Source organism: Corallococcus sp. NCSPR001 (assembly GCF_017309135.1).
Classification (GTDB): domain Bacteria; phylum Myxococcota; class Myxococcia; order Myxococcales; family Myxococcaceae; genus Corallococcus.
Genome location: NZ_JAFIMS010000002.1, coordinates 1,611,803 through 1,625,774, shown reverse-complemented (window position 1 = coordinate 1,625,774; position 13,972 = coordinate 1,611,803). Strand labels below are relative to the sequence as shown.

The following is a 13,972-nucleotide window of genomic DNA, read 5'->3' as shown; positions in this document are numbered from 1 at the left end:
CCTGACCCGACGGGCTTTTCCGCCGGGCCACCAGGCGAGTCAAGCACGCCCGTTGAACGCGGCGCGGCATCCTTCCTTCCTCCAGCAACGTTGCTGGCCGCTCGCATTCGCGTGGCTGTCGGATGAAGAACGGAGCGCGGCCCTTTCGTACGCCGGGACGTCGTGGAAACCCACGAGTTCGCCTGTCGGGCCGCCTGCTCCACGAACGGACAGGGGGCACCGGGGGATGGAGGCGGGAAGTGGGCGCGTTCCGACTGTTCAAATCCCGAGCAGCGCGCCCACGGCGCGGGCCGCCCCCCCCTGGCGGGGACCCGGGCGGAAACCCAGCTTGAGGAAGAGGGACATCCGGCCGACCACGCCGCCGGGGCGACGCGGTTGGGGGCTCGCGAGGGCATTGAATGGCGCAAGGCTTCCAACAGGCCGGCGACACCCCCAGGGAGCCACACCCGGGCCAGCGGCTGGGCAACCGCTACGAGCTGCGCCAGCGGGTGAAGGCCGGCCGGGGCATCTCCACCTGGCAGGGGTTGGACCTGCTCACGCACGAGCGCGTGCTCGTGAAGATCACCGCCCTGTCCGCCTTCGTCCCCACGGCCCGCCACCGGCTGGAGCACGAGGCGGAGGTGCTGTCGCGGCTGCACAGCCCCGCGCTCGTGCCCGTGCGCCACCTGGGCACGTTCGACGAGCTGCTCTATCTGGTCACCCCCTGGGTGGACGGCGAGACGCTGGAGGAGCGCCTGCGGCGCGGCCCCCTGTCGCTGCCGGAGGCCATCGTCCTGGGCCAGCGCCTGCTGCAGGCGCTCGCGGAGGCGCACCGGGAGGGCGTCCTCCACCGCGACGTGAAGCCCTCCAACATCCTGGTGCGCGATTACCCGATGGCTTCCGCGTGGCTCACCGACTTCGGCCTGTCGCGCAGCGAGCGGTTGGACCCGACCCTGCGGGATTTGCCCGTGGGCACCGCGCGCTACATGTCCCCGGAGCAGGCGGGGCTCATCAACCGGCCGGTGGAGGCGCCGTCGGACCTGTACGCGGTGGGCCTGGTGCTCTTCGAGGCGCTGTCCGGCCGCCCCGCGCTGGAGGGCGCGACGGTGGGCGAGGTGCTGCGCCTGCACCTCACCGCGCACCCGCGCCTGCGGCCCGTGGGCGTGGAGGTGCCGCTGGCGATGGAGGAGCTCATCGCGCGCTTGAGCCAGACGGATCCGCGCGACCGCTACCAGTCCGCGGACGCCGCGCTCGCGGACCTGAACGCGCTGGAGGCCGCGCTGTCCCGGGGGGAGGCGGAGCCCGCGCTCGTCACCGGCGCGCACGACCACCGCCAGAGCCTCACCGAGCCGTCCTTCGTGGGCCGCCGCGAGGAGCTGATGACGCTGGAGCGCGAGCTCGAGCGCACGCACGAGGGCGGCTCGCGCGCCGTGGTGGTGGAGGGCGAGTCCGGCGGCGGCAAGAGCCGGCTCCTGGAGGAGTTCTCCGCCCGGGCCTCGGGCCAACGCGCGTGGGTGCTGCATGGCCAGGCGCAGGACCAGGCCGCGCAGCGCCCCTTCCAGCTCTTCTCGGGCGTGGCGGAGGGCATCGCCGCCGCCGCGCGCGAGGAGCCCGCGCTGGGCGCGCTCCTGCGGGAGCGGCTCGCGGGCCAGGAGGCCGGCCTGTGCACGGTGCTGCCCCCGCTCGCGGAGGTGCTCCTCCCGGACTCGCGGACGCCGCGGGCCCAGGGGCTGGGGCCGGAGTCGTTGAGCGAGAGCCGCAGCGTCTGGAGCCTCACCGCGCTCTTGAGCGCGCTGGGCACGCCGGACGCGCCCGCGGTGGTGGTGCTGGAGGATTGCCAGTGGGCGGACACGCTCACGCTGCGCGCGCTGGAGGCATGGTCGCAGGGCCGCCGCGCCGGGGACGGGCGGCTGCTGCTCATCGTGTCCTTCCGCAGCGAGGACATCCACGCGGACCACCTGCTGAGGCGCCTGGCGCCGGGCGCGCACCTGAAGCTGTCCGCCTTTGGCGCGGCCGAGGTGGCGCTGCTGGCGGAGTCCATGGCCGGCGTGCTGCCACAGGAGGCCCTGGAGCTGGTGACGCGGCTGGCGGAGGGCAACCCGTTCATGGCCTCCGCGGTGCTGCACGGGCTGGTGGAGGACGGCGTCCTCATGCCCGGCCCGGACGGCTGGCGGGTGCAGCCGGAGGCCATGGCGCACGCGCGCTCGTCGCGCCAGGCGGCCACCTTCCTGGTGCGACGCCTGCGCCTGCTGCCGCCGGAGTCCCTGCACGTGCTCAGCGTGGGCGCCGTGCTGGGCAAGTCCTTCGACGCGAGGGCGGTGGCGGCCCTCGCCGGCACGCCGCTGGAGGCCGTCACCACCGCGCTGGAGCCCCCGCGCCGCCGGCACATGCTGTGGGCGGAGGGCACGCGCTCCACCTTCGTGCACGACAAGCTGCGCGAGGTGCTGCTGGACCTGCTCTCCCCGGAGGAGCGCCGGGAGCTGCACCGGCTGGCCGCGCGGGCCGCGCAGCAGGCCGTGCCCACCGACCCGTTCGAGCTGGCCTACCACTTCGACGCGGCGGGTGAGAGCGCGCAGGCCCTGCCCTACGCGCTGGTGGCCGCGGAGCAGGCGCGCCAGCGCTTCTCCCTGGACAGCGCGGAGGTGAACTACCGCATCGCGGAGCGCGGCGCTTCCGGCGCGGACGCGCGCACCCGCTACCGCATCGCGTCCGGGCTGGGCACCGCGCTGATGATGCGCGGCCGTTACGACGAGGCGCAGCGGCAGTTGGAGGCCGCGCAGGCCCTGGCGCACGACCGGCTGGAGCAGGGCCGCACGCTGGGCCACCTGGGCGAGCTCGCCTTCAAGCGCGGCCAGACGGTGCAGGCCAACGCCTACCTGGAGCAGGGCCTGAAGCTCCTGGGCCGCTGGGTGCCGCCCGGCAAACTGACCACCGGCGCCAGCGCGGCGTGGGAGATCCTCATGCAGGCCGCGCACACCGTGGCGCCGCGCCTGTGGCTGGCCCGCAAGTCCCTGGCGCGGAGCGAGGAGGACCTGCTCGCGGTCAACCTCTACAGCCGGCTCGCGTACGGCTACTGGTACCAGCGGGGCCGCGCCGCGGTGCTGTGGGCGCACCTGCGTGACATGAACCTGGCGGAGCGCTACCCGCCCACGCCGGAGCTGGCGCAGGCCTACTCCGCGCACTCGCCCGCGCTCACCACCCTGCCCTGGTTCCAGCGCGCGTACGCCTACGCGGAGAAGTCGCTGGCCCTGCGTCAGCAGCTGGGCGACGTGTGGGGCCAGGGCCAGTCGCTGCACTTCTACGGCCTGGCGCTCTACGCCTCGTCGCGCTTCAAGGACTGCATCGAGAAGTGCCGGGAAGCGGTGCGCCTCCTGGAGCGCACCGGCGACCCGTGGGAGGTGAACAACGCCACCTTCCAGATCGCCATGTCGCTCTACCGCCTGGGCCGCCTGAAGGAGGCCGCGGCGGTGAGCCAGAAGCTGCACGCGGCGGCGCTCGCGCTGGGGGACCGGTACTCGCTGCGCCTGGGCCTGGAGGCGTGGGCCAAGTCCACCGGGGGCCGCATCCCCGCGGCGCTCCTGGAGACGGAGCTGGCGGCGCCCACCGCCACCGACCCGCAGTCCTTCGCGGGCGTGCTCCAGGCGGAGGCCCTGCGCCTGCTGCGAGAGAACGAGCCCGCGCGCGCCGCGGAGGTGCTGGAGCGCGCCGAGCGCGTGGTGGAGGACGCGCACCTGCGTCAGGAGTACGTGGCCCCCATCACCCCGTGGCTCGCCACCGCGCGCAGGCGGCTGGCGCAGCAGGCCAGCCCCCTCAATCCCAGACAGCGCGACCTGCTCCTGAAGGAGGCCGACAGCGTGGCGAAGCGCGCCCACGAGGTCGCGCGGACCTACCGCAACAACCTGCCCCACGCGCTGCGCGAGCGCGGCCTGATGTGCGCGCTGCGCGGCCGGCCCGCGCGGGCCCGCAAGCACCTGGACGAAGCCCTGCGCGTGGCCGAAGAGCTGGAGATGCGCCAGGAGCGCGCGCTCACGCTCCAGGCCCGTGGCGAGGTGGGCCGGGTACAGGGCTGGCCCGGCGCCGCGCGCGACCTGGAGACGGCCGCGCGCGAGCTGGAGGCCATGGAGGACGGCCTGCACCGGGAGGCGGAGCACGCCACGGCCGGCGTGGAGACGCTGTCGCTGGTGGACCGCTTCCCGCGCGTGCTGGAGGTGGGGCGCAGGCTCGCGTCCGCCCTGTCGCGCGAGGCCGTCTTCGAAACGGCGCGCCAGTCCATGCAGGAGCTGTTGCGCGCGGAGCGCTGCGCCGTGGTGGACCCGCGCGCGGTGGTGTCGGAAGAGGACGCGAAGAACCAGGGCCTCAGCCGCACCGCGCTCGCGCGCGCGCTGGAGACGGGCCGCATCACCGTGCTGGGCCAGGGGCTGCCCGGCGGCATCAGTGAGAGCATGGAGCTGCTCGGGGTGCGCTCGCTCCTGTGCGCGCCGCTCCAGGTGCGCGGCAAGACGGTGGCGTGCGTGGTGGCCAGCCACCGCAAGGTGGGCGCGCTCTTCGGCGAGGACGAGGAGCGCCTGGCGTCCTTCGTGGCCATCCTCGCGGGCGCGGCGCTGGAGAACGCGGAGAACTTCGAGCGCGTGGCCGCCCTCTCCGAGGAGCAGGGCCGCCTGTACCGGGAGGAGCAGGAGGCCGTGCGCCGACGCGATGACTTCCTGTCCATCGCCGCGCACGAGCTGAAGACGCCGCTCACGTCGCTGCAGCTCCACATCCAGGGGCTCCAGGCCAAGGCCAAGGGCGCGCCCATGCCGCCGGAGAAGCTGACCGCGAAGCTGGAGTCCGCCTATTCGCAGACGCAGCGGCTGGGGAAGCTGGTCAACGACCTCCTGGACATCTCCCGCATCGCGCAGGGCCAGCTGCACATCAAGCGCGAGGACGTGGACCTGGTGGCGCTGGTGCGCGGCCAGTTGGAGCGCAGCCGCGAGGCCCTGACCCGCGCCGAGTGCGAGGTGCGCTTCCACGCCAGCGAGCCGCGCCTCATCGGCCACTGGGACGCGCTCCGGATGGAGCAGGTGGTGGGCAACCTGCTGACCAACGCCATGAAGTACGGCGCGGGCAAGCCCGTGGAGGTGACGCTGGACGGGGACGCCACGCGCGTGCGCCTGGAGGTGCGCGACCACGGCATCGGCATCGCGGAGGAGGACCGGGCGCGCATCTTCGAGCGCTTCGAGCGCGCGGTGTCCGTGCGCCACTACGGCGGCTTCGGGCTGGGGCTGTGGATCGTCCGCGAAATCGTCCAGGCGCTGGGCGGCAACATCGACGTCGCCAGCGCCCCGGAGCAGGGCTCCACCTTCACCGTCACCCTGCCCCGCTCCGGCTCACCGGTGCACTGACCGGGCACTGACTAGCGGCGCGTCACTTCCAGGTAGATGACGTTGTCCTGCGAATCGCGGAACAGCCGCACGTTGTCCACCTGCTCCAGCGGCGTCTCCGACAGGAGGTCGCGCATGCCGTCCTCGTCCCGGTAGGTGAGCCACCAGTCCATGAAGGCCTCCATGTAGCCCGTCTCCGGCGGGTGCACCGCGAAGTTGGCCACCAGCAGGCGTCCGCCCGGGCGCAGCATCTGGAAGAGCAGCGCGGTGAGGCGGGCGGCCACGGAGTCCGACAGGTAGTCGTACAGCCCGGCGGAGTACGCGAAGTCCAGGTCCTGGAACACCGCCTTGCCCGCGAGCAGGGAGCGGACCGAGCCGCACACCGGCCGCACGATGCCCCCCGGGTGCAGGCGCGAAATCTCCGCCAGGCTCACCGGGTCCTGGTCGAACGCGATGAGCTCCTGGAGCTTCCGCTCCACCACCGCGCGCGACGACTCCGCCTCCCGCAGGTGCCCGCACGCCACCGACAGCACGCGCCCGTCGGGGCGCCGCGCGGCCGTCTCGTCCATCATCCGCGCGAGCAGCTCCCGGCGCTCGCGCACGCTGCGCGCGGAGGGCTGCCCGTGCATGTAGCGGTAGATTTCGCGGCCCGCGTGCAGCTCGTCCGCCGCGTGGTCCATGTAGAGGTAGTCGATGAGCGCCGCGTCCCCCGCGTAGCCACGGGGCCGCTCGAAGGCGTGCCGGGTGAAGGGGCACTGGTGCAGGAAGGGGCGCATGGGGTGCTTGCGCGCCAGCTCCTGGCAGAAGCGCTTCCACACCTCCGGGCTCCACCGCCGCCGCCGGTGGATCAGCCCCCCGTGCAGGGCCGTCATGCCGGCATGCAGCGTCTCATCCGGCCCCTGCACCATCCGCGAGTGCAGGCTGTCCAGCCACTCGCGCGCCTCCATGAACGCTTCTTCCGTGGGAGGCTCGTCTTCCCGGGGGGGATTCACCAGGACGAGGTGGTTGGCTTCAGGCGCGACCGGCAGAGCCGCGCCGTGGACCGACAGGATGGGCTGGCGCATGGGCATCATCCTGACAACCTGGGAGCGGGGGTCATCCACTTCCCGAGCCCCCGCCTTTCGCCAGGTCCAGCCCCGGCCAGCCGGCCGGGCCCCCCCTGCACCGCCCGGCCCATACCGGCCGCACGTAGCGTGACGCACCGGGTCCGCAAGGCCCTCCGGGCACGGTTCTACCCGCAAGGTCCGACAATCCCCGCCCCGGGCGGGGGTTTGCGGGGGGCGCGGTATCCGGCGACAGACACTGCGGTTAGGATGGCCCGCCCCGCCTGGAAGAGAGCCGCAAGCCGCGCATGAAGATTGAAATCGCCCACCTGCCCCACGACATCATCGAGATCATCTATCCGTCGGAAGTGACGCCGAAGGACGTGACCGAGTACGTCGAGCAACTGAAGAAGGACATCACCGCCCGCAAGGGCGCGGAGTGGTCCGCGCTGGTGGACCAGTCCCGGCTGCGCGTGATGCCCGCCTCGGTGGTGGGGGAGATGGCCCGGCTGAACGCCTACGCCCAGCAGCTCGGCATGAAGCGCTCCGCGCGCGTGGTGAGCGACCCCGGCAGCGGCCTGCAGGCGTGGCGCATGACCAAGAACGCCGGCCTCACCATCCCCGCGAAGACCTTCGAGACCCGCTCCGAGGCCCTGTCCTGGCTCGAAGCCCCCGACGCGGACTGAAGAACGGCAGAACCCCTGGCATCCCCTCCCCCCGGTCCTTCCATGCGACCGCACGGGTCCGTCTACGTCTTCCAGTAACACCCCCTTTCTTCGCTGTATCTGTCGCCGTACCCGTCAGGAGTCACCCCGCATGTCCGTGTCCGCCCCCGCCCGCCGCGCGAAGCTGCTCGGCACCCTGTTCTGCACCCTCACCGCCCTGGCCTGCGGGCCGGCCCCCGAGTCCGGTTCGCCGGAGCAGCAGCCCGCGCTGAACGAGTCCAGCGCGCCGGTCGTCTACGGCAACGACGACCGCTTCGACGTCTACGCGCACCCCAGCGCGGCCCTGCGGGAGCGGGCCCAGCAGTCCACCGTGGCGCTGCTGTTCCCGGAGGACATCGACGACTCGAACCCGAACAACGTCGTGCTGAGCGACGTGACGCTGGACGACTGGGAGAACCTCTGCACGGACCAGCGCTTCCGGAACGACCCGGCGCCGGCCTTCTGCTCGGGCACGCTCATCGACGATGACCTGGTGCTGACCGCGGGCCACTGCGTGGAGACGGCGGCGGACTGCCGCGACACGCGCTTCGTCTTCAAGTTCTACAAGACGGCGGAGAACACGCTGGAGACCCTCACCACGCAGGACATCTTCTCCTGCAAGAGCATCGTGACGCGCAAGCTGGTGGAGAGCGGCGACCGCTACGTGGACTTCGCCATCATCCGGCTGGACCGCTCGGCGGCGCCGCGCTTCACCCCCGCCCCCATCCGCCCGGGCAACGACGCGCTGGCGGTGGGCCAGAACGTGGCCGTCATCGGCAGCGGCAGCGGCATCCCGTTCAAGATCGACTCGGGCGGCTCCGTGCGTGAGAACAACGCGTCGTTCAAGGACTACTTCATCGCCACCACGGACACCTTCGCGGGCAACTCCGGCTCCGGCGTGTACGAGACGGCCAACAACACCGTGGCCGGCATCCTGGTGTTCGGCGACGAGGACTACGTCCCCCGCTCGGGCGCGGGCTGCAACGTGGTCAACGTGTGCCAGGAGAGCGCCTGCGGCGGCGAGGGCGTCATCTACGTGAACCAGGCCATCTCCGCGTTCTGCGCGGCCAACACCAGCGTGCGGCTGTGCAACACCACGCCGCCCCCGGCGACGAACTACGCCTTCAACGCGTCCAACACCGCCAGCGCCACGCGCAACACCGTCAACGGCACGGTGACGCTCAAGGCCGGCGACAAGCTCACCGTGGGCACCTGCGGCGTCACCGGCGCGGCCCTCACCAGCGGTGACTCCTTCCTGCGCCTGCGCGGCCCGTCCGGCACGGAGGTCGCCTTCAACGACGACGGCTGTGGCAGCGGCTACGGCTCCAGGATTTCCTACACGGCCAGCGTCGCGGGCACCTACGAGGTCCGCGCCGGCTGCTACCAGGCCGGCGCCTGCGCCGGCACGGTGGCCTGGGAGATTGCCCAGGCCAGCGCGGCCACCCAGGGCTCGTTCGCCTTCAACGTGAGCAACACCGCCAACGCCACCACGGGCACGGCGAACAGCGACGTGACGCTCGCGGCCGGCCAGACGCTGTCCTTCGGCAGCTGCGGCGTGGCGGGCGCGTCCGGCACGGGTGACACGGTGGTGCGCCTGTTCAACGCGGCCGGCCAGCAGGTGACGTTCAACGACGACGCCTCCGGCTGCGGCTCGCTGTCCCGCGCGGCCTACACCGTGCCGGCGAGCGCGGGCGGCACGTACCAGATGCGCGTGGGCTGCTTCGGCAACGAGGCGTGCAGCGGCACGGCGGCCTGGACCCTCCAGTAGCCTTTCGCTTCTGCTGTCTTTCTTCCGGGCCCGTCGCTCCCCACCGTGGGGAGCGGCGGGCCCGGTGTCTTTTGCCCCTCAGCTCCCCCTCCTTGGAGGACCATCCTCCCCACCCGACCCTTGACACCTTGGAGGGCGAGGTCTAACGCAAGGCGCCATGAGCACACCCCGCTTCCCGCCGTCGCCCCGCCGCCCCGTGAGCACCGAGGGGCCGATGCGAGTCCTGCTGCTGGAGAACATCCACGCCTCGGCCCAGGAGATGCTGAAGGCGGAGGGCTTCGAGGTGGAGCGGCTGTCCGCCGCGCTCAAGCCGGAGGACCTGGCGGAGCGGCTCAAGGGCGTGCACCTGCTGGGCATCCGCAGCAAGACGACGGTGCCGGAGGAGTCGCTGAAGTACGCGGACGACCTCTTGGCGATTGGGGCCTTCTGCATCGGCACCAACCAGGTGGACCTGCTCGCCTCCAGCGTGCACGGCGTGCCGGTGTTCAACGCGCCGTTCAGCAACACGCGCAGCGTGGCGGAGATGGTGCTGGCGGAGGTGGTGGTGCTCACGCGCCAGCTCTTCGACCGCAGCCGGGAGGTGCACGCGGGGCAGTGGCGCAAGGTGGCCACGGGCAGCCACGAGGTGCGCGGCAAGACGCTGGGCATCATCGGCTATGGGCACATCGGCTCGCAGCTGGGCGTGCTGGCGGAGGCCCTGGGCATGCGCGTCCTCTACTACGACGTGATGACGAAGCTGCCCCTGGGCAACTCGCGGTCGGTGCCCACGCTGAACGCGCTCCTGGCGGAGTCCGACTTCGTGACGCTGCACGTGCCGGCGCTGGCCTCCACGCACCTGATGATGGGACAGGAGCAGCTCGCCGCCATGAAGCCGGGCGCGTGCCTCATCAACGCCAGCCGCGGCACGGTGGTGGACATCCCGGCGCTGGCGCAGGCGCTGCGCTCCAAGCACCTGGGCGGCGCGGCGGTGGACGTGTACCCGGAGGAGCCAGAGGGCAATTCGGACGGCTTCGTGACGGAGCTGCAGGGGCTGCCCAACGTGGTGCTCACGCCGCACATCGGCGGGTCCACGGAGGAGGCGCAGGCGTCCATTGGCAAGGAGGTGGCCACGTCGCTGCTCAAGTTCGTGAAGGGCGGCGCGACGACGGGCGCGGTGAACTTCCCCAACGTGGAGGCGCCCATCAACCCGGGCACCCACCGCATCATCAACGTGCACCGCAACACGCCGGGCGTGCTCCGCGACATCAACCGCATCGTGTCCGACCTGAACGCCAACATCCACGCGCAGGTGCTGAGCACGGACGCGAACGTGGGCTACCTGGTGATGGACCTGGACCAGGACGTGTCCCGCCAGGTGTGCGAGGCCATCGCCGGGCTGGAGACGGACATCAAGACGCGCATCGTGTCCTAAGCGTCCAGAATCTTCCCCGGGTTGAGGATGCCCGCGGGGTCCAGCGCGCGCTTGAGGGCGCGCAAGAGCTCCATCTCCCCCGGCGCGCGCGTGTAGTCCAGGTAGTCCTTCTTGAGCAGGCCGATGCCGTGCTCGGCGGAGATGCTGCCGCCGTGCTTGCGCACGAGGTCGAACATGGCGTGGTCGGACTGCTTCGCGTGGGCGAAGAAGTCCGCCTTCTCCACCGCGTCCGGCTTCATCACGTTGACGTGCAGGTTGCCGTCACCAATGTGGCCGAAGAGGCAGATCTCCCAGCCCGGGTAGCGGCTGGCGAAGACGGCATCCAGCTCCGCGCAGAACGCCTCCAGGTTCGCCACCGGCAGGGAGATGTCGTTCTTGTGCAGCACGCCCGTGGCGGAGAGGCTCTCGCTGATGGACTCGCGCAGCGACCACAGCTCCTGCGCCTGCGCGGCGCCCTGCGCCTGGGTGCCATCGGTGACGAGCCCGCGCTCGAAGAGCGAGCCGAGCCACGCCTCCACCGCCGCCGGGTCGCCGCCCTCGGACTCCACGAGGACGTAGCAGCCGCTGGGGGCCTCGAAGGGCGAGCGCAGCTTGCGGTGGCGCTGCACGCGGGCCAGGCACTTGTCGGTGAAGAACTCGTAGGCGGAGAGCACCAGGGGCGCCTGGCGCGCGTCGCGGAACAGCCGCAGCACGGCGGCCACGTCCGGCACCGCGAAGAGGAAGACGTCCTGCTTGCCGGGCAGCCGCGTCAGCTTGAGCGTAGCCTCCGTGATGACGCCCAGCGTGCCCTCGCTGCCAATGAAGAGCTGGCGCAGGTCCGCGCCGGTGTTGTTCTTCTCCAGCGCGCCGTTGAGCTCCAGCACCTGCCCCTGCGCCGTCACCACCTGGAGGCCCAGCACCCACTGCCGGGTGAGGCCGTAGCGGATGACCTTCACGCCGCCCGCGTTGGTGGCGATGTTGCCGCCCACCGTGCTGCTGCCCTTGGACGCGAAGTCCACCGGCCAGGTGAGCCCGTGCGGCGCGCAGTGCTGGTGCACGGCCTCCGTCACCGCGCCGGCCTGCACGCGCACGGTGTTGCCCAGGAGGTCCACGGGCTCCATGCGCGTCATCCGCTTGAGCGACAGCACCACCTCGCCGTGCATGGCCACCGCCCCGCCCGCCAGGCCCGTGCGCCCGCCGGAGGGCACGATGGCCACGCGGTGCTGGTGGCACAGCGCCACGAAGCGGGCCACCTCCTGCGTGGTGCGAGGAAAGGCCACCGCACCCGGAGCGGGGGCGTACACGCGCGTCCAGTCGCGGCCGTACTCCTGGAGCTCCGCGGGCTCCCGGGTGAGGAAGTCGGCGGGGAAGGACTCGGCGATGGCGCGGAGGAAGTCGGCGGGCAGCGCGGCGGTGGACATGGCTCCAGGCGTATTGCAGCCCCTGGGGCATGACAAGCCCGGCGGCGGGCCGGTGCGGGAAACAATCCAAGGAATCCAACGCACTCCGTATAGCGCTCGACGCCGCGCCCCCGTCGCGGCCCTTTCTTCCCGAGGAACCCCATGTCGTCGCTCCGCGCACTCGCCCTGCTGGCCACCCTGACCCTTGCCCCGGCTTCGGCCCTGGCGGCGCCAGAGGAATCCGTCCCGGGTGTGACCTACGTCTTCGCGACCGTGGATGCCTACACGGCCGGCGCCGGCCATTTCGTCATCACCGGCGTCCTTCAGGGGGAGAGCGCGCCCCGCACCCTCTACTTCGACGCCCCGGCGTACGACGGCACGGAGGCGACCCGGTGTGACCGGCTGGCCCTGCTCGCCATGACCCGGCCCGGACGCTTCCACTTCAGCTGGTACAGGGAATACGCCGGCTACTACCCGACCTGCACGCTGACCCGTCAGTAGCCCCGGCTGCTTCCATGAAGACGCGGGTGCGCATGATGCGGGCATGGGTGTGGCTGGCCCTGGGACTCCAGTTGGGCTGCGGTGGCGGCAGCGTGGGTCCCCGGGACCTGGACGGTGACGGCCATCCGGCGGCGCTGGACTGCGATGACGCGAACCCCACCCTGTGGCGGTCCGTCACGGGTTACGCGGACACGGATGGGGACGGCTTCGGCGACGCGGCCCAGCCCGTCACCTGCGTGGGCGACACGACGACGGGGTGGACGCGGGAAGCGGGCGACTGCGCGCCGGGGGATGCCACCCGCTGGCGCTCCGTGCGGGGCCTGTACCCGGACGCGGACGGGGACGGGGCCACGGGCCCGGGGCCGGTGACGGGCTGCGTGGGGGACTCGCTCCTGGGCTACCGGGAGCAGGCGGGCCCACCGGACTGCGATGATGGGGACGCCACGGTGTCGGCGCTCGCCCAGGCGTGGGCGGATGCGGACCAGGACGGCGTGGGCGCGGGTGAGGCCATCACCTGGTGTCCGAGCCAGGGGCGCTCGCCGCCCCAGGGATACGTGCGCACCTCGGGCGACTGCGCCCCTCGGGACACCCGCTTCTGGCAACAGCTGCCCTTCACGCACCGGGACGAGGACGGGGACGGCTTCACCGTGGCGCAGGAAGGCACCGTGTGCGCGGGCGAGCACCTGCCCGCGGGATACGACACCGTGCCCGGCCCCGCCGACTGTGACGACCACCAGGCCCGGCGCACCGTGAGGGTCGAGCGCTGGTGGGATGTGGATGGGGACGGCTACGGCGACGGAGGCCCCATGCTTCGCTGCGTGGATCCGGAGGAGTCCGTGCCGGGAGAGACCTTCCGGGGCGGGGACTGCGCGCCGGGCGACAGCACCCGCTGGCAGCCGCAGGCCTACGCCTCGAGGGACGCCGACGGCGACGGCTACCTGTCCCCGGCGACGGGCGAGGTCTGCAGCGGCTTCTGGCTGCCCCAGGGCTACTCCCAGTCCGTGCGGAATGACGACTGCGACGACGGGAACGCGGCGCTCTTCCGCGCCTGGAGCGTCCACGCGGACGTGGATGGGGACGGCGTGGGTTCCGGCGCGGCGGCTTCCGTCTGCGGTACGGCGGCCGTGCCCGGGGGTTACTCCACGCAGGCCACGGACTGCGCGCCCCAGGACGCCACCGCGTGGCGGATGCTGGGCTTCACCCACCGCGACGCCGACGGCGACACGTACACCGTGGCGCAGACGGGCGAGCTGTGCGCGGGAACGGCCCTGCCCGCCGGCTACGGCACGAAGCCGCTGTCGGGCGAAGACTGCGACGACACGAACGCCGCCGCGTACCGCAACGTGACGGCCTACGCGGACACGGACGGGGACGGCGTGGGCGCGGGAGCATCAACGCTCCTTTGCACCAACGGACAGGTCCCCAGCCCCTGGTCCGCCAGCGACACGGACTGCGACGCGCAGGACGCGGCGCGCTGGCAGGACCTGGAGGCCACCCACGCGGACCACGACGGGGACGGCTTCACCGCGCCCATCCCCGCGCAGCGCTTCTGCACTGGAAAGGCCCTGCCCCCGCCCTACTTCGCCAAGGCCGTGGGCAATGACTGCGATGACGCGGACGCGGACCGCTACCGGTGGCTCGCCCTCTACCGCGACCAGGACGGCGACGGCGTCGGGGCCACGCCCCGGCAGATGATGTGCCTCGGCGCGTCGGCGGCGCTCGCCGGCTGGTCGAAGTATGGGGATGACTCGGATGACAACGACGCCGCCGTCCAGACGGATGAAGCCACCGAGGAGGAGCTGAGCCTCATCCTGGACCTGTAGGGCC

The 13,972-nt window shown here is 72.3% G+C and carries 8 protein-coding genes; 6 read left to right on the top strand and 2 right to left on the bottom strand.

Features of this window, described 5'->3' with window-relative positions:
* The first annotated feature begins 398 nt into the window (after positions 1 to 398).
* A complete protein-coding gene (locus JYJ93_RS08710; RefSeq protein ID WP_206787878.1) occupies positions 399 to 5,360 on the top strand; it encodes an ATP-binding protein in 4,962 nt (1,653 codons plus the stop codon).
* A gap of 11 nt (positions 5,361 to 5,371) precedes the next feature.
* On the opposite strand, the gene JYJ93_RS08705 is transcribed toward JYJ93_RS08710, so the two are convergent.
* The gene (locus JYJ93_RS08705) at positions 5,372 to 6,403 is read right to left on the bottom strand and encodes a class I SAM-dependent methyltransferase (RefSeq protein ID WP_206787876.1); all 1,032 of its coding nucleotides are present in this window, start codon (positions 6,401 to 6,403) and stop codon (positions 5,372 to 5,374) included.
* Between the two features lie 287 nt (positions 6,404 to 6,690).
* Here JYJ93_RS08705 and JYJ93_RS08700 point away from each other — a divergent pair, with 287 nt between their 5' ends.
* From JYJ93_RS08700 to serA, 3 genes are all read left to right on the top strand, one after another.
* On the top strand, positions 6,691 to 7,068 hold the full coding sequence (locus JYJ93_RS08700; RefSeq protein WP_206787874.1) for an STAS/SEC14 domain-containing protein: 378 nt from the start codon (positions 6,691 to 6,693) through the stop codon (positions 7,066 to 7,068).
* Between the two features lie 130 nt (positions 7,069 to 7,198).
* Positions 7,199 to 8,854 carry a trypsin-like peptidase domain-containing protein gene (locus JYJ93_RS08695; RefSeq protein ID WP_206787872.1) on the top strand — a complete coding sequence of 552 codons (1,656 nt, stop codon included), beginning with the start codon at positions 7,199 to 7,201 and terminating at the stop codon, positions 8,852 to 8,854.
* Positions 8,855 to 9,011: 157 nt separating this feature from the next.
* Entirely contained in the window at positions 9,012 to 10,265 is a 1,254-nt protein-coding gene (gene serA / locus JYJ93_RS08690) for a phosphoglycerate dehydrogenase (protein WP_206787870.1), read from the top strand.
* On the opposite strand, the gene JYJ93_RS08685 is transcribed toward serA, so the two are convergent.
* Positions 10,262 to 11,665, bottom strand: a complete 1,404-nt coding sequence (locus JYJ93_RS08685; protein WP_206787868.1) for an FAD-binding oxidoreductase — start codon at positions 11,663 to 11,665, stop codon at positions 10,262 to 10,264. The genes serA and JYJ93_RS08685 overlap by 4 nt on opposite strands.
* 141 nt (positions 11,666 to 11,806) lie before the next feature.
* Here JYJ93_RS08685 and JYJ93_RS08680 point away from each other — a divergent pair, with 141 nt between their 5' ends.
* Positions 11,807 to 12,145, top strand: a complete 339-nt coding sequence (locus tag JYJ93_RS08680) for a hypothetical protein (RefSeq protein WP_206787866.1) — start codon at positions 11,807 to 11,809, stop codon at positions 12,143 to 12,145.
* A gap of 14 nt (positions 12,146 to 12,159) precedes the next feature.
* On the top strand, positions 12,160 to 13,968 hold the full coding sequence (locus tag JYJ93_RS08675; protein WP_242543735.1) for a hypothetical protein: 1,809 nt from the start codon (positions 12,160 to 12,162) through the stop codon (positions 13,966 to 13,968).
* Positions 13,969 to 13,972: the final 4 nt, after the last annotated feature.